The sequence below is a fragment of the Bradyrhizobium sp. Ce-3 genome (genome assembly GCF_022835695.1).
Classification (GTDB): Bacteria; Pseudomonadota; Alphaproteobacteria; order Rhizobiales; family Xanthobacteraceae; genus Bradyrhizobium.
This window is the reverse complement of record NZ_BQUV01000001.1, coordinates 1167848-1191816: the sequence shown is the minus strand read 5'-3', so window position 1 is coordinate 1191816 and position 23969 is coordinate 1167848. Positions and strand designations below refer to the sequence as shown.

The following is a 23969-nucleotide window of genomic DNA, read 5'->3' as shown; positions in this document are numbered from 1 at the left end:
GTTATATATTCTTGCCTAACAACACACCGGGAGGTCGGCCATGTATACGCAGGCGCTCAACTCATCCGACGGCGACGAACGCGGCGTCGAGGATGTTGCCCGTGCCAGTCAGTTCCAGGCCCGCATCGATGCCGACGAGCGCATCGAGCCGAACGACTGGATGCCCGCCGCCTATCGCAAGACGCTGACCCGGCAGATCTCCCAGCACGCCCATTCCGAAATCGTCGGCATGCTGCCCGAGGGCAACTGGATCACCCGCGCGCCGTCGCTGCGCCGCAAGGCCGCGCTGCTCGCCAAGGTGCAGGACGAATGCGGCCACGGGCTCTATCTCTATGCCGCTGCCGAGACGCTCGGCACCTCGCGCGAGGAGCTTGTCGACGGCATGCTCTCGGGCAAGGCGAAATATTCCTCGATCTTCAATTACCCGACGCTGACCTGGGCCGACATCGGCACCGTCGGCTGGCTGGTCGACGGCGCCGCGATCATGAACCAGATCCCGCTCTGTCGTTGTTCCTACGGCCCCTATGCGCGCGCGATGATTCGCGTCTGCAAGGAGGAGTCGTTCCACCAGCGCCAGGGTTTCGAGATCATGGTGACACTGTGCCGCGGCACCGCGGAACAGAAGGCGATGGCGCAGAACGCACTCGATCGCTGGTGGTGGCCGGTGCTGATGATGTTCGGTCCGCCCGACCAGATCAGCCAGCACAGCGACACCTCGACCAAATGGAAGATCAAGCGCTTCTCCAACGACGAGCTGCGCCAGAAGTTCATCGACGCCACCGTGCCGCAGGCCGAGTTTCTCGGGCTCACGATTCCCGATCCCGGCATGAAGCAGAACGAGAACGGCAATTGGGTGCACAGCCCGATCGACTGGAATGAATTCAAGCAGGTGCTGGCCGGCAACGGCCCGTGCAACCGCGACCGCCTCGCCGCGCGCCGCAAGGCACATGAGGAGGGCGCCTGGGTGCGCGAGGCGGCTGCGGCCTATGCCGAGAAGCGCAAGCGCCGCCAGCTCGCGCAAGCCGCCGAATAAGGGAGCGCTGGAGATGGCCACGCCGAACGTTCCGCTCTGGGAAGTCTTCATCCGCAGCCGCAACGGGCTTGCGCACAAGCATGTCGGCTCGCTGCACGCGGCGGACCCGACGCTCGCTTTGCAAGCCGCGCGCGACATCTACACCCGCCGCGGCGAGGGGCTGTCGATCTGGGTGGTGCCGTCGAACGCGATCACCGCGTCCGATCCGTCCGAGAAGGGCATGATGTTCGAGCCGGCAGAATCCAAGATCTACCGCCACCCGACGTTCTACGACGTCCCCGACGAAGTCGGGCATATGTGACTGCACTTGCGCTCGTCATTGCGAGCGAAGCGAAGCAATCCATCGGGCCGCAAAGCAGGAAGCAAGCATGGATTGCTTCGCTTCGCTCGCAATGACGGCCGAACAGCGAGTTGAATAGATGGCAACCGCCAACATCGAAGTCTCCGAAACGCCGCTGGTGCTCTACGCGCTGCGCCGCGCCGACGATGCGCTGATCCTCGGCCATCGGCTGTCCGAATGGTGCGGCCATGCGCCGGCGATGGAAGAGGACATGGCGCTCGCCAATATGGGCCTCGACCTGCTCGGCCAGGCCCGCGAGCTCTACAGCTACGCGGCCAAGGTCGAAGGCAGGGGCAACGACGAGGACAAGTTCGCCTATCTGCGCGACGTCAGGCAGTACCGCAATCTGCTGCTGGTCGAGCAGCCGAACGGCGACTTTGCCCGCACCATGGTGCGGCAGTTCTTCTACGCGGCATTCGCCGATCTCTACTGGCGCGCGATGATGGCCTCCTCCGATCCGACGCTGGCCGCGATCGCGGCGAAATCGGAGAAGGAGAGCGCCTATCATGTCAGGCATTCGTCGGAATGGATCGTCCGCCTCGGCGACGGCACCGAGGAAAGTCATCGCCGCGCCCAGAATGCGATCGACGACATCTGGGCCTATACCGGCGAGATGTTTTCGGTCGACGACGCCGAGCGTGGCTTGATCGACGCCGGCATCGCGATCGACCCGGCGACGCTGCAGCCGCGCTGGCTGAAGACCGTGACCGGCATCGTCAACGAGGCGACGCTGTCGCTGCCTGCCAACGACTGGATGCAGCAGGGTGGTCGCGTCGGCAGCCACAGCGAGCATCTCGGGCATCTCCTCAGCGAATTGCAGTCCCTGCAGCGAACCTTCCCGGGGGCCACATGGTGACGGTTGCCCTCAGCGACGCCGATCTGCGCCGGCGCGCCTGGAGCGCCGCCGCGCAGGTGGTCGATCCCGAAATCCCCGTTCTCACCATCGCCGATCTCGGCGTGCTGCGCGATGTCGCGGTCCATGACGGCCATGTCGAGGTCGCGATCACGCCGACCTATTCCGGCTGCCCGGCGATGAACATGATCGCGCTCGAGATCGAGCTCGCGCTGGAGCGCGAAGGCATTCACCGGCCGAAGGTCCGCACCGTGCTGTCGCCGGCCTGGACCACCGACTGGATGAGCGAGGACGGCCGCCGCAAGCTCAGGGAATACGGCATCGCGCCGCCGCAGCCCGGCTCGTCGCGCCGCGCGCTGTTCGGCGAACAGGCGGTCGCGTGTCCGCAATGTAACTCGGTTGATACCGAGTTGCTCTCGGAATTCGGCTCGACCTCCTGCAAGGCGCTGTGGCGTTGCAAGAGCTGCCGAGAACCCTTCGATTACTTCAAGTGTCATTGACCATGTCGACACCGCGCTTCCACCGTCTGTCCGTCAGCGATCTGCGCCGCGAGGCGTCGGACGCGATCTCGATGACTTTCGCGATCCCCGACGATTTGCAAGGCGACTACAGCTTCACGCCCGGCCAGTATCTGACGCTGCGCACCACGATGGACGGCGAAGAGGTCCGCCGCTCCTATTCGATCTGCTCGGGTCCCGACGACGGCGAGCTGCGTATCGCGGTGAAGAAGGTCAATGGCGGTGCATTCTCGAACTGGGCGGCCGACGAGCTGAAGACCGGGGACGAGCTCGACGTGATGACGCCGACCGGCCGTTTCGGAGTCGCGCATGCGCCCGGCGAGGCGCGGACCTATGTCGGCTTCGCCGCCGGCAGCGGCATCACGCCGATCCTCTCGATCGTCAAGGGCGTGCTGGCGCGCGAGCCGGACAGCCGCTTCTTCCTGTTCTACGGCAACCGCTCGACCGAAGGCGTCATGTTCCGCGAAGCGCTGGAGGAGCTGAAGGACCGCTTCATGCAGCGGCTCTCGGTATTCCACGTCATCTCGGGCGAGGAGCAGGACATCCCGATCCTGCACGGCCGGCTCGACGGCGAGAAAGTACGCGTGCTGCTGCGCTCGCTGGTGCCGGCCGCGACCGTCGACCACGTCTTCGTCTGCGGCCCGGCCGCGATGAGCGAAACCATCGAGGCGACCTGCCGCGAGATCGGCATCGCCGACGAGCGCATCCATGTCGAGCGCTTCGTCTCGGAATTCGGCGGCAAGCCGCGCCCGAAGGTCGTCGTGCCCGCCGGTGCGCCGCCGAAGGCGACGGCTTCCCTGATCATCGACGGCAAGCGCCGCGAGGTCCCGGTCGCCGACGGCGAGTCGATCCTCGACGCCGCGCTGCGCGCCGGCATGGACCTGCCTTTCGCCTGCAAGGGCGGCATGTGCTCGACCTGCCGCGCCAAGCTGGTCGAAGGCGAGGCGCCGATGGATTTGAATTATTCGCTGGAGCCGTGGGAGCTGAAGGCGGGGTTCATCCTCACCTGTCAGGCCAAGCCGTGCTCGGAGAAGGTCGTGGTCGACTACGACCACGTCTAATTCTACTCGTGTGTTGACACCCAAGGTGTCGCGCCAAACACTGATGTGACACCAAGAGGCCCTCCACAACGGGCCCGCGCACAGGGAGTTCGATGTGAATTTGAAGGCCACGCTATCGCCCGAGGATGTCGCCCGCGCCTGCGCGGATGCGATGTGGAAGGAAGACGACGCCAGCAAGGGTCTCGGCATGGAGCTGGTCGAGATCAAGCCGGGGCAGGCGACGATGGCGATGACGGTGCAGCCGCACATGGTCAACGGCCAGCGCATCTGCCATGGCGGCTACATCTTCACGCTGGCGGATTCGGCCTTCGCCTTTGCCTGCAACAGCCGTAACGATCGCGCGGTGGCGGCGCAGGGCAACATCACCTTCATCCGGCCCGGCAAGCTCGGCGACCGGCTGGTGGCGAGCGCGCGCGAGATCTCGCGCAGCGGCCGCTCGGGAATCTACGACGTGCGGGTCACCGCCGGCGACAGCGTGATCGCTGAATTCCGCGGCAATTCGCGCGTGATACCGGGCAGCTGGCTGCCCGGCACCGACACCAAGGCATAAGGCTTCAGGGGAAACGTCGATGGCAACGGCAACGAAGGTCAAGGACAGCGGTTATCGCGCCGAGCTCGATGCGGCCGAGCGCGCCTCGCGCGACGAGATCATGGCGCTGCAGACCGGGCGTCTCGCCTGGTCGCTCAAGCACGCCTATGACAATGTCGCGCACTACAAAAAGAGCTTCGACGCCGCGGGCGTGCATCCCACAGACTTCAGGCAGCTCTCCGACCTCGCCAAGTTTCCGTTCACGGTGAAGACCGATCTCCGGGACAACTATCCCTTCAACATGTTCGCGGTGCCGCGCGAGCAGCTGGTCCGCGTCCATGCTTCGTCGGGCACGACCGGCAAGCCGATCGTGGTCGGCTACACCAAGGGAGACATCGACACCTGGGCGGACGTGATGGCGCGCTCGATCCGCGCCGCCGGCGGCCGCAGCGGCATGCTGATGCACAATGCCTATGGCTACGGCCTGTTCACCGGCGGCCTCGGCGCGCATTACGGCGCCGAGCGGCTCGGCTGCACGGTGATCCCGATCTCCGGCGGCATGACCGAACGGCAGGTGCAGATCATCAACGATTTTCGGCCCGACATCATCACGGTGACGCCGAGCTACATGCTGGCGATCCTCGACGAGTTCAAGCGGCAGGGCCTCGACCCGCGCAAATCGTCGCTGAAGTTCGGCATCTTCGGCGCCGAGCCCTGGACCAACGCGATGCGCGTAGAGATCGAGCAGGCCTTCGACATGGACGCCACCGACATCTATGGCCTGTCGGAGGTGATCGGACCCGGCGTCGCGCAGGAATGCGTGGAGACCAAGGACGGCCTGCACATCTGGGAGGATCATTTCTACCCCGAGGTGATCGATCCCCTGACCGGCAAGGTGCTGGGCGACGGCGAAAAGGGCGAGCTGGTATTCACCTCGCTGACCAAGGAAGGCTTTCCGATCATCCGCTACCGCACCCGCGACCTGACGCGGCTGCTGCCGGGCACGGCGCGGCCCGGCATGCGGCGGATGGAGAAGGTGACCGGCCGCTCCGACGACATGATCATCCTGCGCGGCGTCAACGTATTCCCGACCCAGATCGAGGAAGCGCTGCTGGCGACCGACTGGTGCGGCGGCCATTTTGTTATAGAACTGACCCGCGAGGGCCGCATGGACGAGATGACGGTGCTCGCCGAAGCCCGGCCCGAGAGCTGGGACGGCGCGGGGCTCGTCGCGCACGCCGAGAAGGTGTCCGCCTTCATCAAGAACACGATCGGCATCTCGACCCGCGTCCGCGTCGTCGCCCCCGAGACGCTGGAACGTTCGCTCGGCAAGGCGAAACGGGTTTACGACAAGCGACCGAAGGGGTAACTCCTGCTCATCAACAGAGCGGGGTGAGGCTTGATGCCGGTTTCTTCTGAACCTGACGCGCGAGCCGTGGCGGTCGACGCCCGTTGCGTCCGCCTGTTGGCGAAGGCGGAGAATGCGGCGGCGGTGGCGCCTGTGGTCGAGACCCATGCGCTTTCACGCGGCCACAACGACGTCCTGATCGAAGTGAAGGCGGCGGCAGTCAATCCGTCCGACGTCAAGGCCGCGACCGGGCTGATGCCCTATGCCGTGTTCCCGCGCACCTCGGGCCGCGACTATGCCGGCATCGTGATCGACGGCCCTTCGGGCTTGATCGGGCGCGAGGTGTTCGGCTCGTCCGGCGACCTCGGCATCCGCCGCGACGGCACCCATGCCTCGCATCTGGTGGTCGAGGCCGATGCGGTGGTGGAAAAGCCTGCCGGCATGTCCTGGGACGAAGCCGCCGGGATCGGCGTGCCCTTCGTCACCGCGATGGAGGGCCTGCGCCGCGCCGGCGTTCCGAAGGCGGGCGAGACCGTGCTGGTGATGGGCGTCAACGGCAAGGTCGGCCAGGCCGCGGTGCAGATCGCAAGCTGGCACGGCGCGCGCGTGATCGGCGTGGTGCGCAAGCGCGAGCCCTATGAGGGCCACAGCAATTCACCGGTCGAGGTGATCGATGCCTCCGCCACCGACGTCGCGGAGCGGGTACGCGAGCTGACCGGCGGCAAGGGTGCCGACATCGTCTACAACACCGTCGGCGATCCCTATTTCCAGGCCGCGCACAGATCGCTGGCGCTGCGCGGCCGGCAGATCCTGATCGCGGCGGTCGACCGTATCGTGCAGTTCAACATCCTCGAATTCTACCGCGGCCAGCACACCTATGTCGGCATCGACACGCTGGCGCTGTCGTCGGTCGCGACCGGCGAGGTGTTGCGCGCGCTCGCGCCGGGCTTTGCCAGCGGACATCTGAAGCCGTTTCCGATCAAGCCGGGCGCGATCTATCCGCTGCAGCAGGCCAAGGCGGCGTTCGTTGCCGTGGCAGGCTCGTCGCGCGACCGCGTGATCCTGCGACCGTGATGATGGACTAACATCGAGAGAACAGCATGGACTCCGCCACGATCGTCATCCTCGCCGCTCTCGTCATCGGCCTGATCTATGGCTCGGTCGGCTTGCTCAGCGGCTTCTGCATGATGAGCGGCCTGCGCGGCTGGTGGGCGGAGGGCGATGGCCGCCTGGGGCGCACCTATGCGCTGGCGATGGGGGTTGCGATCGCGGCCACGCAGCTGCTCGCGGCGGCCGGCCTCGTCGATCTCAACAAGTCGATCTATCTGCAGCCGTCGTTCTCGGCGCCGGTGATGTTCCTCGGCGGGCTGTTGTTCGGTTACGGCATGGTGCTGTCGAACGGCTGCGGCTCGCGGGCGCTGGTGCTGCTCGGGCGCGGAAACCTGCGGTCCTTCGTGGTCGTGATCGTGCTCGGCATCTTCGCCGAGATGACGCTGAAGGGCCTGATCGCACCGGTGCGGATCGCAATGGTGCAGGCCTCGCAGGCCACGGTGTCGGCCACTTCGGCGCCGGCGCTGCTGGCGAGTGCCGGCCTCGGCGCGGTGCCGGCGCGGATGCTGGCGGCCTCGGTGCTCGCGGCCGTCCTGATCATCTTCGCCTTTGCCCATGCGCCGTTCCGAAAATCGCCCGGCCAGATCGCGGCCGGCCTGATCGTCGGGCTGCTGGTGGCGGGCGGCTGGTACGCGACCGGCTATCTCGGCGCCGATGATTTCAACCCGGTGCCGGTGACGTCGCTGACCTTCATCGCGCCGATCGCCGACGCCCTGCAATACGTCATGCTGTCGACCGGCTCGACGCTCAATTTCGGCATCGTCACCGTGTTCGGCGTGTTCGCCGGCAGCCTGGTCACGGCGCTTGCCACCGGGCGCTTCGAGCTCGAAGGCTACCGTTCGCCGCAGCACATGCTGCGCTCGGCCGGCGGTGCCGCGCTGATGGGCGCCGGCGGCGTGATGGCGTTCGGCTGCTCGGTCGGGCAGGGGCTGACCGGCCTGTCGACGCTGTCGCTGTCGTCCTTCGTCGCGATCGCCGGCATCATGCTCGGCACCGGCGCCGGCCTGCGCGGCGCCTTGCGGGTCAGGCCGCTCGCGACGGCCTGAAACTAGGGCGTGGACTCATTAACGCGCAGATGTCGGCCTTTGGACGCAAAGCAGACATCATAAGCTCGATCCGAGCCTTGCCAGTTGTGACCCAAAGCGGACTCGCAACATCGACCTCCCCACCTTAGCGCTCGCGTTCCCAGTCTAAAGTTCCGACGACTTTCTTGCCCGGATAGACGGCGCTGGATTGTTCAGCCGTTCTAATCCGCAGCTTGTCCCCTTCGAGTTTGAAGAATCTCACTTGGTCTTGGCCCGTCAGAAGCTCATTCCACGAAATGTCGACCTTGGTCGTAAGCCTGTCGCCCTCTATTGTGAAATTTCCGGTGTAGGCAAGAAGACTCTTGAGCAGGGCTGCCGACTCCGCATCGTTGGCCGCCGGCTTGCGATTTGCCGCGGCAATGATGAACGCGACGTGCCCGTCTGGCGTAAACACTGCCCGGCCTTTCGGATCGTGACCCATCGGTTCCGTGAGCTCGCCGCCGATAATTTGAATGGTCCAAGCCGTCAGTTTCCAGCTACCCGCGAGTTGCCTCGCTCCATCGTCCGCGAGAACCAGCGCAGGCTGCAGATAGCAATAGGCGGCAAGGGCCAAGGCAAGGAGACGCACCACGTTGTCCTCCTGAAAAGTAGATCGTGCTCAACTTTGGCAGATTAGCCGAAACCCACAAAACCCGCGGTACCCTTCGGGCGAGTGTAGCCGCGGCCCGCCTGATGTCTGATGCGCCGAAACCGCCTTGTGCAGCGCACGTTCTCGTTGATATGCTGATCATCCATCGAGGAGTAGCGAGCGATGTTCGATATCTCGCGCCGCGACCTGACACTTGGCGCGGCAGGTGCTTGCGCCGCATTCGGACTCGATAAGCCGATCACCTTTGTCGACGCGGCTTACGCTCAGGAGTCCCGCACGCAACCGTTCCGCAGGTACAAGGTCGGCGACATTGAGGTCTTCTCTCTGATCGATGGCATGCGGAACGCGCCGCTGCGCGACGGTATGGTCAGGAATGTCAGCGCCGAACAGGTGAAGACCGTGTTGCGTGGTGCCGGTTTTCCCGAAAATCAGGCGCCCGTGCGGTTTATCGTCATGGCGCTCAAGCTGCGCGATCAAGTGGTCCTGATCGACTCGGGCACGGGCGGTCATCCGATCTATGGCGAGGGGAACGGCCGGCTATTCGAGAGCATGGTCGCGGCGGGTCTCGACCCAAAGGCCGTAAAGACGATCCTCATTTCCCATCTTCATGGCGACCACATTTATGGGCTCATGAACAATGAGAGCAATGCACAGGTCTTCCCGGACGCCGACATCGTGGTGCCCGCTGCGGAATTGAAATGGTGGACGCGCCCGGGGGTCGAGTCGCTCGATCTTGGACCGACGCGCAAGGGCCTCGCGCGGCGCATTCAGGCTACTGTGGCGACTTGGAAAAACGTCAGGACCTTTGAGGGAGAACCCGAACTCCTGCCTGGCGTGCACGCAATTGAGGTGCCCGGCCATAGCCCGGGAATGGTCGCGCATCTGGTCGCTTCCGGCGGCGAGCAGTTCCTGATCAGCGCCGACGTGGTCAATCTTGCGCCCCACATTGCAACAAATCCCGAGTGGCAGCTCTCAATCGATCAGGATCCACAAATGGCGGTGGAAACGCGAAGGAAGATCTTCGATCGCGCGGTCGCCGACAAGCTCACCATTTCGGGTACTCACTGGCTGATGCCGAACGTCGGCACGCTTGCCAAGGATGGCAACGGCTACGTATTCACAGCCAAGGGGTGACATCCCGGTGGCACTAAGCCATCGCTATGCGACGACGACTGCAGCCGGTAGCGGGCGAACGGTTCGGTAGTTATCGGCGGCTGATGACCCTGAGCGGAAGTCGAGACCGCCACCATCTCGGGCCGCCGGACACCTGATGTTCGCGCAACGCAAGCTCCCCCAATTTCATCAGCTGTCAGTGTGCCTTATTGTGCGAGTACGCCGCGTTGCTCCCATGGTCCCGGATTGAGAACCGCGCCGTCGACTTTGCCGGTTGCGTCTCTGACGAAGGCGATCCGCGTGTGATCGCCACTCTCGACCTGGAATTCATCCTTTGAGCGAACCACCACGGGCGTCGGTTGGCCCCTGTCAAAATCAAGGATCGACCAGCCGCCTGTTGCTTCAACGACCAGCTTGCCATCTGCGACACGAATTCGGAGCTGGACGCTGTGCGAAGGGACAGCCTGTCGGGTGAAGGTGACAACGATTGGATTGCCTTGGTCTTGGCGGAAGATTTTGAGCTTGATCGCGGCGTTGACCGGACCTGAAATCCGGCGGAAGGCCGCTTCCAGGGTCAGGCCCCTGATAGAGCTGTCGCCGACCGCGGCGATGAGATCTCCCGCCATGACGCCTGCCTTGGCGGCAGGGCCCGCGTCGACCAATTTGATCACTCTGAGGCCGCCGGCCTCCGCGACAACGGACTCAAGCCCGGTCCAGCCATTCCCGTCGGCGACGAAGGCCTGCCGGTCCAGCGAACTTGTGGAGCCGCCGAAATCGTAGCGTCCGACATATTCAGCGAGGTCTTCGGCATTTCCTCGCCCCGACGCGACGGGAGCTTCAGGAACCTTCAACGCGGTGTATGGCAGACGCCGGATGGCATTGAAATAGAAACCGTTCTCGCTGTGCTCGCTCCGCTGCATCATCATCACCAAAATCAGCTTCTGCACCGGATCAACCGAGAAAAATGTGCCCCAGCTTCCTTGCCAGTTGAAGCTGCCGACCGCGCCGGGAATCAGGCTGAAATCCGGATTGGTGCGAACAGCGAAGCCGAGCCCCCATCCGGTGCCAAATGCTGGACCGACTTCGTGTCCTGCAAGATGCATGTCGGGCGGCAATGAATTCGTCGTCATCAGCCGGACCGTTTCAGGTTTAAGGATGCGCACGCCGCCAAGCTCGCCGCCATTGAGCAGCATCTGGCAGAAGCGCAGGAAGTCGGGGACCGTGGAAACGATTCCTCCGCCGCCCGAGAAGAACGTCTGCGGCTTGCCGACGTCGCCATTCGCGAAAGGGGGTTGGGGCTGCGGCCCCGGCACGGCGACGAGACGGGCAAGCTTGTCCTGCGGTACCGAGAAGCCGCTATCGGCCATATGCAGCGGCGCGAAGAGGCGGCTTTGCAGAAACTGATCGAAGGGCTGTCCCGACACGACTTCAATGACGCGGCCGAGTACGTCGTAGCCGATGGCATATTCCCAGACTTCGCCCGGCTGGTGCAGAAGCGGCAGCGCGCCGAGGCTCGCGACGAAGTCCGCGATAGGCTTGTCGCGCCGGAACGGCGCCCTGGCGCCGTACAGTACGTGAATCGCGGCATTCTCAAATCCGGGATCGGCGTAGTCCGGCGAAGCATAAACGAGGCCGGACGTATTGCGCAGCAGGTCCCGGATCGTCATCGCACGCTTCGCCGGTTCAAAAATATTCTGCGCAACATCCGAGAGGATCGGATCCCCGGTGACCGGCTCCTTTTTGACGACCTGCATATCCCTGAGCTCCGGCAGATACTGGGCCACGGGAGCATCAAGGTCGAGCTTGCCGTCATCGACCAGCATCATGGTGGCGACGCTGGTGATTTGCTTGGACATCGATCCGATGCGAAAGATCGAATCCTGCCGCATCGGCGTTTTCTTGTCCTGGTCCTCGAAACCGGTGGCTTGCAAATAGGCGAGCTTGCCGCCCCGAGCGATCCCCACGACAAAACCGGTAGGATCGCCTTTTTCGCTCTGCGCTTCGAACCAGGAGGTCATGCGCGCCAGCCGCCGAGGCGAAAAACCGAGACTGTCCGGGTCACCGACGGTCTGCAAATCGTCGGCAAGCGCCGCCCCTGCCGGACAGAGTGTAAGCGCTGCCAGCGCGGCCAATAGAACGACAAACCGCTGATTTCGCATGGGGAACCCCGTTGTCGCAGCTCATTGCGAGGAAGGATCCCCATCAGTCTGTCAAACGTTTTCGATCCTTTCTCGCCGATTCCCGCAGTTTGGCTGGCCGATTTCTCAACGACTGGCCGATTCTTCAATTGGTCGTGCCACGGGCTGCATTTCCCGCCATCGAGAGACGGCGGAATTCGGTTGGGGTCAAATTGGTCGCCGCCTTGAAGGCGCGGTTGAACGGCCCGATCGACTGGAAACCTGTGTCCATGGCAATTGTCAGCACCGGGACTTCCACTTGTTCAGGGTCGACCAGCGCTGCCTTGGCTTCCCCGATCCGGTAATGATTGAGGAACGCATTGAAATTGCGATAACCGAGGCCCTCGTTGATCAGTTGCCGCAACCGATACTCCGGCACGCCGAGCTCGACGGATAGCAATTTGATGGTCAACCCCTCACGCCGGTAGATGCGCTCGACGGTCATGAGCTGTTCCAACCGGCGCAGGAGAGCCGGTTCAATCGTTGCGTCAGGCGCCTTGGCTGGCGCGCTGGAGGGGACGTTTGCGGCGGGCAGCAGGATCGAACCTTTCCGCGTCCCCGCCTCAAGCAGATGCCATGCGCTCAAACCAGCTAACGCGAACAGAACGAAGGCGTTGGCGACGCTGGTCATGGAAAAAGTGGGATGCGAGGGCTGCTCCAGGAAGCTCAAGTAAGAGTTGAGAACGGTTTGGGCCGACGCGCCGATCAGGACGACCAGCCGGAGCCCACGCCGGCCTTGCACAAGGTCCGCCGGCCAAGTGACGAGCGTCTGCGCCACCGCCAACAGGGCCAGGCCGAGAGAGGCAAACGACAGCGTGCGTTCGATCGCAACCTCGAGCGCCGCCGATCTTGTGACTCCGCTGGCGTCCAGCCACTGAGCGACGGCGACGGCCGCCCACAAGACGCCATGCCAAGGCCGTGGTACGAAATCGTCATCGAAGGCGGCACGCGCCCATAGCCAGAACACGACACTGTTCGCGCTGGACAACGCCAGTATCAACAGGCCCCACCACGCAAATGGCCGCGGGAACGTGGGCGCCGTGCAGACCATCGAAGCCGCGGCGCCGATTGCGAGCGCAGCGCCCAGCAGTGCGGCCGTGCTATCGCGGCGATCGCGCAGCGCCATAGCTGCGATCAGCAGGCACAATGCCACGACGGCGCCTCGTAACCCGAGGTCGATCGACATCAAACCGCTGGTGCCCACTCTCGGAAATACTCCAAATGCCATTGCTGAGCCGCGCAGGCTCGCTCATACGCCCTCGGCGCAACTGATGTCGAGTCATCAGATAATCTCGAAGCGGCTACGAACTGAAAGAGCCCCGATCGGGCAGGGGCTGACCGGACTGTCGACGCTGTCGCTGTCCTCCTTCATCGCGATCGCCGGCATCATGCTCGGCACCGGCGCCGGCCTGCGCGGCGCCTTGCGGGTCAGGCCGCTCGCGACGGCCTAGGGCGTGTACTCATGACCGTCGGCTTCCAGTCATAAAGCGGAAGTTGCCCAGTTCGGTAGCTATCGGCGGCTCATGCCCTGAACGGACTCTGCGAATTGAAATTGAATCGCTTTGGCTCAAGTAGCCTTCTTCCAAACCAGCCGGTTGAAGGATGTTTTGCCACCGTCGTCCCGAGCCGCGGTCAGTAGCGACACCATGTCTCCATCTATGGAGACGGTACGCTTCAGAATGGTCGCCGTTTCGTACGGCAGGAGAGAACTAACAATGTGGTGTGTGATGACATGTGCCACTTCGTCCACCTCGAACGTGCCGTAGTAGGCGTAGTATTCATCAAACCAAACCGCACGATCTGCAGCGGAGAGCTTATAGAAATCAGCGCGCGAAATCGTACCCGCCGGTGCACCTGCTATTTGCACGCTCATCCAGCCGTTTTCGCCATAGATAAGGATGCCGGTGATGGGCGGATGCCGGCCAAACCAGGGAACAGTCTCGTCGCCCTTCACCGTAACTGCTTCAGTAAGCGACCAAATCCCGACTAATCGAGAGCGAAGCGAAAGCTGGTCTGCTGTCGCGGAGGAACTGGTAGCCAGAACTCCGACTGAAGAAACCAGGAAAGTTCGCCGGTCCATCCGAGCCTCCTTTGTCTGGAATAGTTTTGGTCAAGTTAGGCGAGCGTGGCGCTACGACCAATCCCAAAAATCGCGATTGCAGTTTGGGGTGCAAAGGCAAACGGGTCATACAGGGGGCTACTATTTTGGTTTAGATCCGGCGAGGAGCGGATTGCGATTGCGTCGATTTGATCACTTTGGCCGACGGAGATTCGTCCGCTTCTGGCCCAAGGCCGACATGCAGCGACGTCGGTCTCGACGTCAGCTTCCGTGGCCGAAGCGGACGTGACGAATTCATCAATACAGGCCCTGACTAAGCCCGCGCCGGCGCGTCCGCGAGCGCGCTCAGCGCGATGCCGCCGACGATCAGCGCCGCAGCGATCGCCAGCGACAGATCGATCGGCTCGCCCAGCAGCAGGGCGGCGGTCACGATGCCGACGATCGGGGTCCCCGTCGTGCCGAGCGAGGTGGTCAGCGCCGGCAGGCTCTTGTTGACCATGGACATCGCCCAATAGGCCAGCGCGGTGCCGATGAAGCCGGAATAGAGGAACAGCAGCACGAGGTGCGGCGACCATGTCACCGCGGGAACGCCCTCGGTGACCAGCGCCGTCGTGGTCAGCACCAGCGTTGCGACCAGCACTTGCCACAGCAGCAACTGCAGCGGCGTCGCGATCCAGCGGTGCGAACGGATGTAGATGATGTTGGCGGCCCAGCAGATCGCGGCGAGGATGATCATGCCGGCGCCGGCGATGACATGCAGGTTGCTCCAGTCCAGTGACGCCGGGTTGAGGATCACGCAGAGGCCGGCGAGCCCCAGCGCGACGCCGACCAGCTTCAGCGCGCCGAGCCGCTCGGTTCGCGCCGCTCCGGCGGCCAGCGCGACCCAGAGCGGCGTGGTGTAGCCGAGTACGATGCCCTTGCTGGCCGGCAGATAGCGCAGGCCGGCGGCAACCAGTGTCGAGAAGAACGTCATGTGCAGCAGCGCCACGCTGAGCACGACCGGGATGTCGGCGATCCGGGGAACGATCAGATTGCCGCTGGCGCGCAGGATCACCAGCAGCGCGACGAGGGCGACCCAGCTGCGGATCGATGCGGTCCACAGCGGCGGCACCGCCTCGACCAGCGATTTCGTCACCGACCAGTTGATGCCCCAGGCCAGCACCACGACGATGAACAAAGCGGCGGCTTTGGCTGAGGAGAGCGATGGGTTCACGACAGAATCCTTGCAGGCGATACCTCTCGTGAATAGGATCGCGCTGGCTCTCTCGAAAGAGCCAGACTGAACAGAATGAAGGGGCCAGATTGATCCTCGCCGAATTGCTCGACCTGAAGCGGTCGGATGATGCTGGGCTCGCCGCGCAGCTGACCCAGCAGTTGCGCGCGCTGATGACCGGCGGCCGGATCCGGAGCGGGGCCGTGCTGCCGTCGAGCCGCAGCCTGTCGGCTGAGCTCGATGTGTCGCGCAACACGGTGACGCATGCCTATGAGCAGCTCGCGGCCGAGGGCTATCTGCGCGTCGCCGCGCGGCGGCGGCCGGTGGTGTCAGACGATATCGAGGCGCGCTTCGCCCGCGCCGCGCCGGCGCCACGCCGCGATGCCGCGCGCAAGCCGCTGCTGTCGCCCTGGGCCTTGCAGCTCTCCGGCGCCGATTGGCCGCTGTCGTACCAGGCCGATTTCCGGCCGCTGCGTCCCGGGCTTGCGGATGCGCGCGAGTTTCCGCACGAGATCTGGGCGCGCTGCCTGCGCCGCAGCGCGCTGCGCCGCCGCTTCAACGACCAGACCGTGGTCAACCGGCCGAGCCTGCGCGAGGCCTTGCGCGACTACCTCGAGGTCAACAGGGGCGTGCGCGCCGAGGCCGATCAGATCCTGATCCTGCCGACGGCGCAGGCGGCGCTGACCTTGATCGCCGCGACCACCATCGTGGCCGGCGATGCGGTGTGGACCGAGGATCCCGGCTATCCCGGCGCCGCGGCGGCGTTTCGCGCGGCCGGCGCCGACGTTGTCGGTATCAGGCTCGATCAATGGGGCATGATGCGCACGCGCGCGTCGCGCACGCCGAAGCTGATCTTCACCACGCCGTCGCATCAGCACCCGACCGGGCGGGTGATGCCGGTTGCGCGCCGCACCGAACTGTTGGCGGCGGCCGAGCCCGGCAAGACCTGGATCGTCGAGGACGATTACGACGGCGAGTTTCACTATGACAGCCGGCCGATGCCGGCGCTGCAGGGGCTCGATCGCGAGGGCCGCGTGCTCTATCTCGGCACGTTTGCAAAAGCGATGACCGCCGATATCCGCATCGGCTATCTGGTGGTGCCGGCTTCACTGGCGCGGACCATGGAGATCGCGCAGCGCCATCTCGGGCTGATCGCCTCCGTGCAGGTCCAGGAGGCGCTGGCCGGCTTCATGGCTGACGGGCATTTCCTGGCGCATGTCAGACGGATGCGGCGGATCTATCGCGCGCGCCGCGACCACCTCGCGGCGGCGCTGGCGCGGCAGCTCGGCGAGGTGCTCGCGGCCGAGGTCCCGCCGGGCGGCATGCAGCTGATCGCCCGTTTCAGGAACAGCGTCGCGGATCAAAGCGCGGTGACGCGGCTGGTGGCCGCCGGCGTCGAGCTACGCGCGCTGTCGAGCCTTGCGGTGGAGCGGCCGCGCGACCACGGCCTGTTGCTCGGCTTCGCCGCCTGGCGCGAGAACGAGATCGGCGCCGCGGTGCGGATCATGGCGAACTGCCTGACCGGGAAGCGCGCCGGGCGTGGCTAGGCGCGAGGTGTGCTTGCACGATTTCGGAATATTGGAAATGTATCCCTGAGTTGCCCGACGTGTCAAGTGCCCTTGTCGAACGCCGGGCGGCCGCCGGCTACTGTGCATGGGGTTGTTTTCGATTTTTTCTCGAGCGCGTCCCTGCGACGGCCGCGTCGAGGGCTTAATCCGCCGCCTTGGTGACGATCCGCACCTCCGAGGTCAGCGTCTTGTGCACCGGGCATTTGTCGGCGATCTCCATCAGCCGCTTGCGCTGATCGGCATCGAGGTCGCCCTCGATCCTGATGACGCGGTCGATCTGGTCGAGCATGCCCTCGCGCGTCTCGCACTCCTCGCAATCCTTCGCATAGATCTTGTTGTGCTGGAGCGTCACGGTGATGCGATCGACCGGCAGCGACTTGCGGTCGGCATACATCCGCATCGTCATCGAGGTGCAGGCACCGAGCCCGGTGAGCAGGAAATCGTATGGTCCGGGGCCGGTGTCATCGCCGCCGACGCTGACCGGTTCGTCGGCGATCAGCCGGTGCGGACCTGTGGTGACGATCTGCTGGAACTTGCCGTTGCGGGTCTCCTGCACCACGACGTTGCGCGGCGCGCTGCCGGTGTCGGCCACCGGCTGCGGCGCGAGATCGACATAGCGCTCGGCCCAGGCGCCGATCACGTCGGCGACATAGGCGGCATCCTGCTTGCCGCTCAGCAGATGGTCTGCGTTCGCAAGCGAGACGAAGCTCTTCGGATGCTTGGCTGCGATGAAGATGTTGGTGGCGTTGTCGATGCCGACGGTGTCGTCGGTCGGCGAATGCATCACGAGCAGCGCCTTGTGCAGCTGCTTGACCTGCGCCATCAAATTCTGCTCGGCGACGTCGTCGAGGAACTCGCGCTTGATGCGGAACGGACGGCCGGCGAGCGACACCTCGCCTTCGCCCTGTGCGCGGATGTCCTCGATCTTGTCCTTGAAGAAGTGGGTGACATGAACGGGATCGGACGGCGCGGCGATGGTCGCAACCGCCTTCGCTTCGGGAATCTGGCCTGCTGCCGCGAGGATCGCGGCGCCGCCGAGGCTGTGGCCGATCAGGATCGCCGGCGCCTTGCGGGTCTCGCGCAGATGATCGGCGGCGCGGACGAGATCGGCGACGTTCGACGAGAACGTCGCATTGGCGAAATCGCCCTCGCTGGAGCCGAGGCCGGTGAAGTCGAAGCGCAGCGTGGCGATGCCTTTGGCGGCGAGCGCGACCGCGATGCGCTTGGCCGCCAGCACGTCCTTGCCGCAGGTGAAGCAGTGCGCGAACAGCGCATAGGCCTTGATCGGCCCGTCGGGCGTATCAAGTGCTGCGGCCAGCTGATGGCCGCCGACACCGGTGAATTGAAAGCGTTCGTGCGGCACGGCCAGGCTCCATCATCTGGTTGGTTTGTCAGTCGCCAGAATAGCGCTGTTCGGTCCAGGGATCACCGCGATTGTGATAGCCGCGGACCTCCCAGAAGCCCGGCGCGTCCTCGGTCAGGAATTCGATGCGCTGCAGCCACTTTGCGCTCTTCCAGAAATACAGATGCGGCACCACCAGCCGCACCGGGCCGCCATGCTCTTGCTCCAGCGGCGCGCCCGACCAGCTATGGGCGAGCAGCGCGTCCTCGGCGGCAAAATCCTCGAGCGGCAGGTTCGTCGTATAGCCGTCATACGAATGCAGCGCGACGAAGCGGGCGTCCTCGCGCGGCTGGCAGGCGGCGAGCAGGTCGCGGGTCGCGAGCCCCTCCCACTGGTTGTCGTAGCGCGACCAGGTGGTGACGCAGTGGATGTCGGAGGCGAATTGAGTCTGCGGCTGCGCCATGAATTGCGGCCAGTCCCAATAGATCGTCTGCTCGACCGCGCCGTAGACGTCGAGCCGCCAGCGCTCACGCGTGACGTTCGGCATCAGCCCGAGATCGAGCACCGGCCAGTCCTTGGTCAGGTGCTGGCCGGGCGGCAGGCGTTGCTCCTCCGGCCGGGTGATCTTGCCGGTGAGGAATTTGCCCTCGCGTGCCCAGCGCTGCTTGCTGCGCGTCAGCTTGCTCTCGGGCGGTTCCTGATCGTCGGTCATCGGTGTTGCGCCATCATTCGTGGCGGTGCATCGCGGAGTCGTGCTTGGTGTCGCGCATGGTCGAGTAGATCAGGAGCGACAGGAAGATCATGCCGCTGAGATAATAGTAGAACCAGTCCTCGTGCCCGATGCTCTTGAAATAGAGCGCGACCGCAGGCGCCGTGCCGCCGAAGATCGACACCGTGATGGCGTAGGGCAGGCCGACGCCGAGCGCGCGGACATTGGTCGGGAACAGCTCGGCTTTCACGATCGCGTTGATCGAGGTGTAGCCGGCGACGAAGATCCAGGCGCCGCAGATCAGGAGGAAGGCGATGAAGGGCGACTTGGTCTCCTTCAGCATGGTCAGGATCGGGATCGTGGCGATCGTGCCGACGACGCCGAAGAAGATCAGCAGCGGCTTGCGGCCGATCTTGTCGGAGAGCCCGCCATAGATCGGCTGCAGGATGGTCGCGAAGATCAGCGAGCCGAAGATCACGAAGGTGGTCTGGTCCTCGGTCAGCCCGACCGACAGCTTCACGAAGGTCTGCATGTAGGTCGTGAAGGTATAGAACGCCGCGGTGCCGCCGGCGGTGAGGCCGACCACCAGCAGCAATTCGCGCGGGTAGTTCAGCAGGCCGACGATCGAGCCGGTCGGCTTGGAGACCTTCTTGGCCTCCTCGAACGCCTCGGTCTCGTGCAGGCCGCGCCGCATCACCGCAGCGAAGATCGCGAGCAGGGCACCGATCACGAACGGAATCCGCCAGCCCCAGGCCTTCAGCTCGTCCGAGGTCAGGAACACCTTCTGCAGCAACAGCAGCACGATGATCGCGGTGAGCTGGCCGCCGATCAGCGTGACGTACTGGAAGCTCGAATAGAAGCCGCGATGCTTGGGGTCGGCGACCTCGCTGAGATAGGTGGCGCTCGCGCCGTATTCGCCGCCGAGGCTGAGGCCCTCGATGATGCGGGCCAGTGCCAGGATCGCCGGTGCGGCAATGCCGATCGTGGCATAGGTCGGCGTCACCGCGATGATCAGCGAGCCGAAGCACATGCAGACGACGGATAGCGTCAGCGACAGCCGGCGGCCGTAGCGGTCGGCGATATATCCGAACAACCAGCCGCCGAGCGGCCGCATCAGGAAGGTCGCGGCGAACAGCACCGCGGCATTGAGCTGCTGCACCACCGGATCGCTGTGCGGGAAGAACGCCGGCGCGAAATACAGTGCGAACGCGGTGTAGGCGTAGAAATCGTACCACTCGACGAGATTGCCGACCGAGCCGATGAAGATCGCCTTCACCCGCCGCTCGACGTCATGGATGTCGAGATGATCGCTCGCGGGTTGAGCGGTTTGATCGGTCATAAGCTAGCCTCCCGGACTCGTCGGTTCGATTCCGGGGCAAGCTACCTCATCGGGTGGAGCGATGTAACTGCTGTCGGGTTCCTCAGGCGGTCTTGCCGAACAGAACGGGCAGTTGACGCGGCCCGCGCACCGTGCCTTCGGACCAGGTGACCTTGCCGGCGGGGTCGAGGCGAAAATCGGGAATCCGCTTCAGCCATTCCTCGATCGCCACCTGCATCTCCATCCGCGCCAGGTTGGAACCGACGCAGCGGTGGATGCCGAGGCCGAACGCGGCGTGGCGGTTCTCCTTGCGGTCGATCACCACCCTGTCCGCATCGGGGAACATGGCGGGATCGCGATTGGCCGCGGGAAACGACAACAGCACCATGTTGCCGGCCTTCACCGGGCAGCCCGAGATCGTGGTTTCCTTCATCACCTCGCGCGCCATCGTCACCGGCGAATAGGCGCGCAGGAATTCCTCGATCGCGGTCGGGATCAGCGCCGGCTCCGCGACCAGGCGCTCGCGATCGGCGGGCGTTTTGGCGAGGTGCCAGAGCGAGGAGCCGAGCGCGCTCCAGGTGGTGTCGATGCCGGCGATCAGCAGCAGCCGCAGCGAGCCGAGCACGTGCTCGTCGGTCAGCGGCTGGCCGCCCGGGCCCTTGGCCCGCAGCAGTTGCGAGATCAGATCGTCGCCCGGCTCAAGCTTGCGCTGCTCGAGATGGGTCACGAAATAGCCGGTCATCTCGCGCACGCCGCCCATCATCTCGTTCTCGTCCTTGATGCCGAGCTCGAGGATCTGGTGGATCCATTTGATGAAGAGGTCGCCGTCCTTCTCGGGGATGCCGAGCATGTGCGCGATGGCGCGGACCGGGATGTGCTTGGTGTAGCGCGCCGCGGCGTCGCAATGGCCGTCGGCGATGAATTCGTCGATCAGCTCGTTGCAAATCGCGCGCACCCGCGGCTCCAGCCGCTTCATCGCGTCCGGCGTGAACGGCGGCAGCAGCACCTGCTTGGCGGGCTTGTGCTCCGGCGGATCGGAGGTGATCGGCGGCGCACGGGCGGTGATCTCGGGGCGGACGTCGCGCACGATGACGCGGCGCGAGGAGAAGTGCTCGGTGTCGTAGGCGATCTCCTTCACCGCCTGATAGGTGGTCGGCATGTAGCAGCCGAGGAAGCGCTCGGTATGCACGACCGGCGAGGCGGCGCGCAGCGTCGCCCAGATCGGGAACGGGTCGTCGGTCCAGACCGGATCGGTATGGTCGAAATCATGCACCCAGTCGGTGACCGGGGGATGCTCGGGCAGATAGCTTGCGGACGGGGAATCGGACATTGGCTCGTTTCCTTCTCGTTCGATCAAACGCTGGTCGGCTCGGCGGGCGGCGCGCGGCCGTCCCCGGCTGGCCGTCATTCCTCGGTGACTTCGATCGCGATTTCCGGGCAATTGGTCTGGGCGAGCCAGGCCTTGTCCTCGAGCCCGGCCGGGACGGTGCCGTCGCCGGCTTCATGGGCGTTGCCGTATTCGTCGAGCTCGAACAGTTCGGGGGCGAGTGATTTGCAGCGGGCGTGACCCTGGCATTTGTCCTGGTCGACGCGGATTCTGAGCTTGGACATGCAAGCACTCTCCCTCGGCTCTGGCGCACCGCAGGCTGCGCCGTGTTCCTCATTCCGGTCTAGGCAAGTTCTAGCTTGCTTGGGCGGCCGGCCTCTTAACCGGATCGCCAAGTTATAGTATATTACATTATCGTCGCGCTTGCGCGTCAAGCGAAAATTCAGCGATCATTGCCGCAATGGGACAAATCGTTCGCAAGCCGTTCAAAACCTACCACCATGGCGACCTCCGCGAGGCCCTGATCCAGGCCGCGCTGGGTGAGGTCGAGCTCGGCGGTCCCGAGGCCATCAGCATCAAGGCGCTGGCCAAGCAGCTTGGCGTCTCGCAGCCGGCGCCGTACCGGCATTTCGCCGACCGCGAGGCGCTGCTGGAGGCGGTGACCGCGGAAGCGTTCCGGCAGTTCAACGTGATCATGCGCGAGGCGATCGAGCAGCCGGGCAAGGGCTCGAAACTGTCGCGCTTCGCCCAGGCCGCGCTCGCCTTCGGGCTGGAGCGCCACGGCATCTACCGGCTGATGTTCGCGTCGCGGACGATGGCCTGCGCGCCCAAGGGCAGCGAGCTGCACACCGCGGCGATGGAAACGCTGGCGCTGCTGATCGAGTCGTTCGAGGCGCCGGCCGTTGGCCTGTTGCGCGAGCGGCAGGCGCTGAAGATCTGGGCCGGGCTGCACGGCATCGTGATGCTGGCCGAGCAGGGCCTGCTCACCGGCGAGTCCGCCCAGATCAGCCGCGAGGAGCTGCTGGACGAGATTGTCGAGCAGACCAAGGCAGCGCTCACCGCCGCACTGCAGGTGACGGAAGGGAAGGCCTGAGCCGCTCGCGAGTTGCTCGCCGCGTCATTGCGAGGAGCGATAGCGGCGAAGCAATCCATTCTGTTGCACAGCGGCGCGATGGATTGCTTCGCTTCGCTCGCAATGACGACATGGAGAGAAACGTCGTCCGCGCTGCTACGGTCGATATTCCTTACCGCGGCGGCCGCGGATCGATTGGAGTGCTGCCGCGCACGCCTAGAATGTCCTCCAGCACTTTCGCGCCGGCCAACAGTTGCGCCTCGGCGCGGGGCTTGGCGACCATCTGCAGGCCGACAGGCAAGCCCGACGCGGTGAAGCCGCACGGCAGCGACAGCGCCGGGCAGCAGGCCAGCGTGGCCGCATAGACGATGCCGAGCCATTCGACGTAGTTGTCGAATTTCTTGCCGTCGCATTCGGCGACGTAGCGGTTCTCGACCGGGAATGGCGGCACGATGGTCGCGGGCGCCAGCAGCAGGTCATACTTGTCGAAGAATTCGAGTGCACGCTGCGTCATCGCGACGCGCTGCGCCTCGGCGCGCTCGAGCTTCTCGACCGTGAGCTTCAGCCCTTCCTCGATGTTCCAGATCACCTCGGGCTTCAAGAGGTCGCGCTTGGTGCGCAGCAGCTCGGCCTTGCTGATCGCAAAATCGAACGCGCGCAGCACGTGGAAGCATTCATGGGCTTCGCTGAAATCCGGATGCGCCTCCTCGACGATCGCGCCGGCTGCCGCGAACCGCTCCGCTGCCTTGCGGGTCACGGCCTTGACCTCGGGATCAACCGGCGTGATGCCGAGATCGGGCGAATAGGCGATGCGCTTCGGCTTGCTGCCTGCGCGCGCCGCTGCAAGGAACGAGGTCGGTAGCGCGGGCAGCGACAGCGGATCGGCGGCATGCTCGCCGCTCATCGCATCCAGCAACAGCGCAAGATCCTCGACGTTGCGCGCCATCGGTCCCTGCACGCCGAGGGTGCGGTCGACGCCGAATTTCGGCGTGTGCGCGACGCGGCCGATCGACGGCCGGAGGCCCACGATGCCGCAGAAGCTCGCCGGGTTGCGCAAGCTGCCGCCCATGTCGGAGCCGTGCGCCAGCCACGCGGTGCCGCTGGCCAGTGCTGCCGCGGCGCCGCCGGAGGAGCCGGCGGCCGAGCGCGACGTGTCCCAGGGATTGCGCGTCGGGCCGAACACCTCGTTGAAGGTGTTGGCGCCGGCGCCGAATTCCGGCGTGTTCGACTTGGCGTAGATCACGCCGCCATTCTGTTCGATGCGCTCGACCAGGATGTCGGACTTCGCCGGGATATTGTCCTTGAAGATCGGTGAGCCCAGCGTGGTCAGCACGCCGGAGACGGCGGTGAGGTCCTTGATCGGAACGGGAAGACCCGCGAGCAGGCCGCGCTCGCTGACCGGTTTCTGCATCAGCGCCTTGGCGTGGGTGCGGGCGCGGTCGAAGCAGAGCGTCGGCAGCGCGTTGACCTTGCCGTCCACCTCGGCGATGCGCTTTTCCACCACGTCCAGCAGGTCGAGCGGCGTGACCTCACCAGCTTTCAGTTTCTCGACGACGGCGCACGCCGTTTCCTTCACCAAGCCCTGATCAGCCATGCACCGTTGCT

At 64.8% G+C, this 23969-nt stretch carries 23 protein-coding genes and 1 pseudogene; 13 read left to right on the top strand and 11 right to left on the bottom strand.

The window, feature by feature from the left end; genetic code table 11:
* The first annotated feature begins 40 nt into the window (after window positions 1-40).
* The 9 genes from paaA to BRSPCE3_RS05380 all read left to right on the top strand — a co-directional run bounded on the left by paaA (window position 41) and on the right by BRSPCE3_RS05380 (window position 7838).
* On the top strand, window positions 41-1033 hold the full coding sequence (gene paaA, locus BRSPCE3_RS05420; protein ID WP_244064673.1) for a 1,2-phenylacetyl-CoA epoxidase subunit PaaA: 993 nt from the start codon (window positions 41-43) through the stop codon (window positions 1031-1033).
* Window positions 1034-1046: 13 nt separating this feature from the next.
* The gene (paaB, locus tag BRSPCE3_RS05415; protein ID WP_244064672.1) at window positions 1047-1334 is read left to right on the top strand and encodes a 1,2-phenylacetyl-CoA epoxidase subunit PaaB; all 288 of its coding nucleotides are present in this window, start codon (window positions 1047-1049) and stop codon (window positions 1332-1334) included.
* 118 nt (window positions 1335-1452) lie between these two features.
* Window positions 1453-2229 carry a 1,2-phenylacetyl-CoA epoxidase subunit PaaC gene (paaC, locus tag BRSPCE3_RS05410; RefSeq protein ID WP_244064670.1) on the top strand — a complete coding sequence of 259 codons (777 nt, stop codon included), beginning with the start codon at window positions 1453-1455 and terminating at the stop codon, window positions 2227-2229.
* Window positions 2223-2726, top strand: a complete 504-nt coding sequence (paaD, locus tag BRSPCE3_RS05405; RefSeq protein WP_244064669.1) for a 1,2-phenylacetyl-CoA epoxidase subunit PaaD — start codon at window positions 2223-2225, stop codon at window positions 2724-2726. The genes paaC and paaD overlap by 7 nt, the downstream gene beginning before the upstream one ends.
* A gap of 2 nt (window positions 2727-2728) precedes the next feature.
* On the top strand, window positions 2729-3805 hold the full coding sequence (gene paaE / locus BRSPCE3_RS05400) for a 1,2-phenylacetyl-CoA epoxidase subunit PaaE (RefSeq protein ID WP_244064667.1): 1077 nt from the start codon (window positions 2729-2731) through the stop codon (window positions 3803-3805).
* A gap of 94 nt (window positions 3806-3899) precedes the next feature.
* Complete coding sequence (gene paaI / locus BRSPCE3_RS05395) at window positions 3900-4355, top strand: hydroxyphenylacetyl-CoA thioesterase PaaI (RefSeq protein ID WP_244064666.1); 456 nt, start codon at window positions 3900-3902, stop codon at window positions 4353-4355.
* Between the two features lie 19 nt (window positions 4356-4374).
* Window positions 4375-5703 carry a phenylacetate--CoA ligase PaaK gene (gene paaK / locus BRSPCE3_RS05390; RefSeq protein WP_244064665.1) on the top strand — a complete coding sequence of 443 codons (1329 nt, stop codon included), beginning with the start codon at window positions 4375-4377 and terminating at the stop codon, window positions 5701-5703.
* A gap of 33 nt (window positions 5704-5736) precedes the next feature.
* The gene (locus tag BRSPCE3_RS05385) at window positions 5737-6756 is read left to right on the top strand and encodes a zinc-binding alcohol dehydrogenase family protein (RefSeq protein WP_244064664.1); all 1020 of its coding nucleotides are present in this window, start codon (window positions 5737-5739) and stop codon (window positions 6754-6756) included.
* Between the two features lie 26 nt (window positions 6757-6782).
* A complete protein-coding gene (locus BRSPCE3_RS05380) occupies window positions 6783-7838 on the top strand; it encodes a YeeE/YedE family protein (RefSeq protein ID WP_244064663.1) in 1056 nt (351 codons plus the stop codon).
* A gap of 124 nt (window positions 7839-7962) precedes the next feature.
* On the opposite strand, the gene BRSPCE3_RS05375 is transcribed toward BRSPCE3_RS05380, so the two are convergent.
* Window positions 7963-8448, bottom strand: coding sequence for a lipocalin-like domain-containing protein (locus BRSPCE3_RS05375; RefSeq protein WP_244064662.1), 486 nt, complete (start codon window positions 8446-8448; stop codon window positions 7963-7965).
* A gap of 180 nt (window positions 8449-8628) precedes the next feature.
* Here BRSPCE3_RS05375 and BRSPCE3_RS05370 point away from each other — a divergent pair, with 180 nt between their 5' ends.
* Window positions 8629-9600, top strand: coding sequence for an MBL fold metallo-hydrolase (locus BRSPCE3_RS05370; RefSeq protein ID WP_244064660.1), 972 nt, complete (start codon window positions 8629-8631; stop codon window positions 9598-9600).
* 185 nt (window positions 9601-9785) lie between these two features.
* Here BRSPCE3_RS05370 and BRSPCE3_RS05365 read toward each other — a convergent pair whose 3' ends face one another.
* Both BRSPCE3_RS05365 and BRSPCE3_RS05360 read right to left on the bottom strand, forming a co-directional pair.
* Window positions 9786-11738, bottom strand: a complete 1953-nt coding sequence (locus BRSPCE3_RS05365; RefSeq protein ID WP_244064659.1) for a serine hydrolase domain-containing protein — start codon at window positions 11736-11738, stop codon at window positions 9786-9788.
* A 124-nt stretch (window positions 11739-11862) separates the two neighbouring features.
* Window positions 11863-12942, bottom strand: a complete 1080-nt coding sequence (locus BRSPCE3_RS05360) for an AraC family transcriptional regulator (RefSeq protein ID WP_244064657.1) — start codon at window positions 12940-12942, stop codon at window positions 11863-11865.
* Between the two features lie 136 nt (window positions 12943-13078).
* On the opposite strand from BRSPCE3_RS05360, the pseudogene BRSPCE3_RS05355 reads away from it, so the two are divergent.
* Window positions 13079-13207 (top strand): annotated as a pseudogene (locus BRSPCE3_RS05355) (YeeE/YedE family protein); the annotation flags it as partial.
* Window positions 13208-13323: 116 nt separating this feature from the next.
* On the opposite strand, the gene BRSPCE3_RS05350 reads toward BRSPCE3_RS05355, so the two are convergent.
* Window positions 13324-13836 (bottom strand): lipocalin-like domain-containing protein, encoded by a 513-nt coding sequence (locus BRSPCE3_RS05350; RefSeq protein WP_244064656.1) that lies wholly within the window; start codon window positions 13834-13836, stop codon window positions 13324-13326.
* 292 nt (window positions 13837-14128) lie between these two features.
* Window positions 14129-15028: a DMT family transporter gene (locus tag BRSPCE3_RS05345; protein WP_244064655.1), complete on the bottom strand. Its 900-nt coding sequence runs from the start codon at window positions 15026-15028 to the stop codon at window positions 14129-14131.
* Window positions 15029-15117: 89 nt separating this feature from the next.
* On the opposite strand from BRSPCE3_RS05345, the gene BRSPCE3_RS05340 reads away from it, so the two are divergent.
* On the top strand, window positions 15118-16575 hold the full coding sequence (locus BRSPCE3_RS05340) for a PLP-dependent aminotransferase family protein (RefSeq protein ID WP_244064654.1): 1458 nt from the start codon (window positions 15118-15120) through the stop codon (window positions 16573-16575).
* A 163-nt stretch (window positions 16576-16738) separates the two neighbouring features.
* Here the strand turns inward: BRSPCE3_RS05340 and BRSPCE3_RS05335 are convergent, their stop codons facing one another.
* From BRSPCE3_RS05335 to BRSPCE3_RS05315, 5 genes are all read right to left on the bottom strand, one after another.
* Window positions 16739-17959, bottom strand: a complete 1221-nt coding sequence (locus BRSPCE3_RS05335; protein ID WP_244064652.1) for a bifunctional alpha/beta hydrolase/OsmC family protein — start codon at window positions 17957-17959, stop codon at window positions 16739-16741.
* 28 nt (window positions 17960-17987) lie between these two features.
* Window positions 17988-18650 carry a sulfite oxidase-like oxidoreductase gene (locus BRSPCE3_RS05330; RefSeq protein ID WP_244064651.1) on the bottom strand — a complete coding sequence of 221 codons (663 nt, stop codon included), beginning with the start codon at window positions 18648-18650 and terminating at the stop codon, window positions 17988-17990.
* Between the two features lie 13 nt (window positions 18651-18663).
* Window positions 18664-19986 carry an MFS transporter gene (locus BRSPCE3_RS05325; protein WP_244064650.1) on the bottom strand — a complete coding sequence of 441 codons (1323 nt, stop codon included), beginning with the start codon at window positions 19984-19986 and terminating at the stop codon, window positions 18664-18666.
* Between the two features lie 82 nt (window positions 19987-20068).
* Window positions 20069-21295 carry a cytochrome P450 gene (locus BRSPCE3_RS05320; protein WP_244064649.1) on the bottom strand — a complete coding sequence of 409 codons (1227 nt, stop codon included), beginning with the start codon at window positions 21293-21295 and terminating at the stop codon, window positions 20069-20071.
* Between the two features lie 74 nt (window positions 21296-21369).
* Window positions 21370-21576, bottom strand: coding sequence for a ferredoxin (locus tag BRSPCE3_RS05315; protein ID WP_029078045.1), 207 nt, complete (start codon window positions 21574-21576; stop codon window positions 21370-21372).
* A 176-nt stretch (window positions 21577-21752) separates the two neighbouring features.
* Here BRSPCE3_RS05315 and BRSPCE3_RS05310 point away from each other — a divergent pair, with 176 nt between their 5' ends.
* Window positions 21753-22385, top strand: coding sequence for a TetR/AcrR family transcriptional regulator (locus tag BRSPCE3_RS05310; protein ID WP_244064648.1), 633 nt, complete (start codon window positions 21753-21755; stop codon window positions 22383-22385).
* Between the two features lie 151 nt (window positions 22386-22536).
* Here BRSPCE3_RS05310 and BRSPCE3_RS05305 read toward each other — a convergent pair whose 3' ends face one another.
* The gene (locus BRSPCE3_RS05305; protein ID WP_244064646.1) at window positions 22537-23958 is read right to left on the bottom strand and encodes an amidase; all 1422 of its coding nucleotides are present in this window, start codon (window positions 23956-23958) and stop codon (window positions 22537-22539) included.
* Window positions 23959-23969: the final 11 nt, after the last annotated feature.

Coding starts and splice junctions, on each gene's coding strand:
- BRSPCE3_RS05360 (WP_244064657.1), bottom strand. CDS start 12,942: ATGTCGATCGACCTCGGGTTACGAGGCGCCGTCGTGGCATTGTGCCTG.
- BRSPCE3_RS05310 (WP_244064648.1), top strand. CDS start 21,753: ATGGGACAAATCGTTCGCAAGCCGTTCAAAACCTACCACCATGGCGAC.
- paaC (WP_244064670.1), top strand. CDS start 1,453: ATGGCAACCGCCAACATCGAAGTCTCCGAAACGCCGCTGGTGCTCTAC.
- paaE (WP_244064667.1), top strand. CDS start 2,729: ATGTCGACACCGCGCTTCCACCGTCTGTCCGTCAGCGATCTGCGCCGC.
- BRSPCE3_RS05370 (WP_244064660.1), top strand. CDS start 8,629: ATGTTCGATATCTCGCGCCGCGACCTGACACTTGGCGCGGCAGGTGCT.
- BRSPCE3_RS05325 (WP_244064650.1), bottom strand. CDS start 19,986: ATGACCGATCAAACCGCTCAACCCGCGAGCGATCATCTCGACATCCAT.
- paaA (WP_244064673.1), top strand. CDS start 41: ATGTATACGCAGGCGCTCAACTCATCCGACGGCGACGAACGCGGCGTC.
- paaK (WP_244064665.1), top strand. CDS start 4,375: ATGGCAACGGCAACGAAGGTCAAGGACAGCGGTTATCGCGCCGAGCTC.
- BRSPCE3_RS05380 (WP_244064663.1), top strand. CDS start 6,783: ATGGACTCCGCCACGATCGTCATCCTCGCCGCTCTCGTCATCGGCCTG.
- BRSPCE3_RS05385 (WP_244064664.1), top strand. CDS start 5,737: ATGCCGGTTTCTTCTGAACCTGACGCGCGAGCCGTGGCGGTCGACGCC.
- BRSPCE3_RS05320 (WP_244064649.1), bottom strand. CDS start 21,295: ATGTCCGATTCCCCGTCCGCAAGCTATCTGCCCGAGCATCCCCCGGTC.
- BRSPCE3_RS05305 (WP_244064646.1), bottom strand. CDS start 23,958: ATGGCTGATCAGGGCTTGGTGAAGGAAACGGCGTGCGCCGTCGTCGAG.
- BRSPCE3_RS05365 (WP_244064659.1), bottom strand. CDS start 11,738: ATGCGAAATCAGCGGTTTGTCGTTCTATTGGCCGCGCTGGCAGCGCTT.
- BRSPCE3_RS05330 (WP_244064651.1), bottom strand. CDS start 18,650: ATGACCGACGATCAGGAACCGCCCGAGAGCAAGCTGACGCGCAGCAAG.
- BRSPCE3_RS05350 (WP_244064656.1), bottom strand. CDS start 13,836: ATGGACCGGCGAACTTTCCTGGTTTCTTCAGTCGGAGTTCTGGCTACC.
- BRSPCE3_RS05315 (WP_029078045.1), bottom strand. CDS start 21,576: ATGTCCAAGCTCAGAATCCGCGTCGACCAGGACAAATGCCAGGGTCAC.
- paaD (WP_244064669.1), top strand. CDS start 2,223: ATGGTGACGGTTGCCCTCAGCGACGCCGATCTGCGCCGGCGCGCCTGG.
- paaB (WP_244064672.1), top strand. CDS start 1,047: ATGGCCACGCCGAACGTTCCGCTCTGGGAAGTCTTCATCCGCAGCCGC.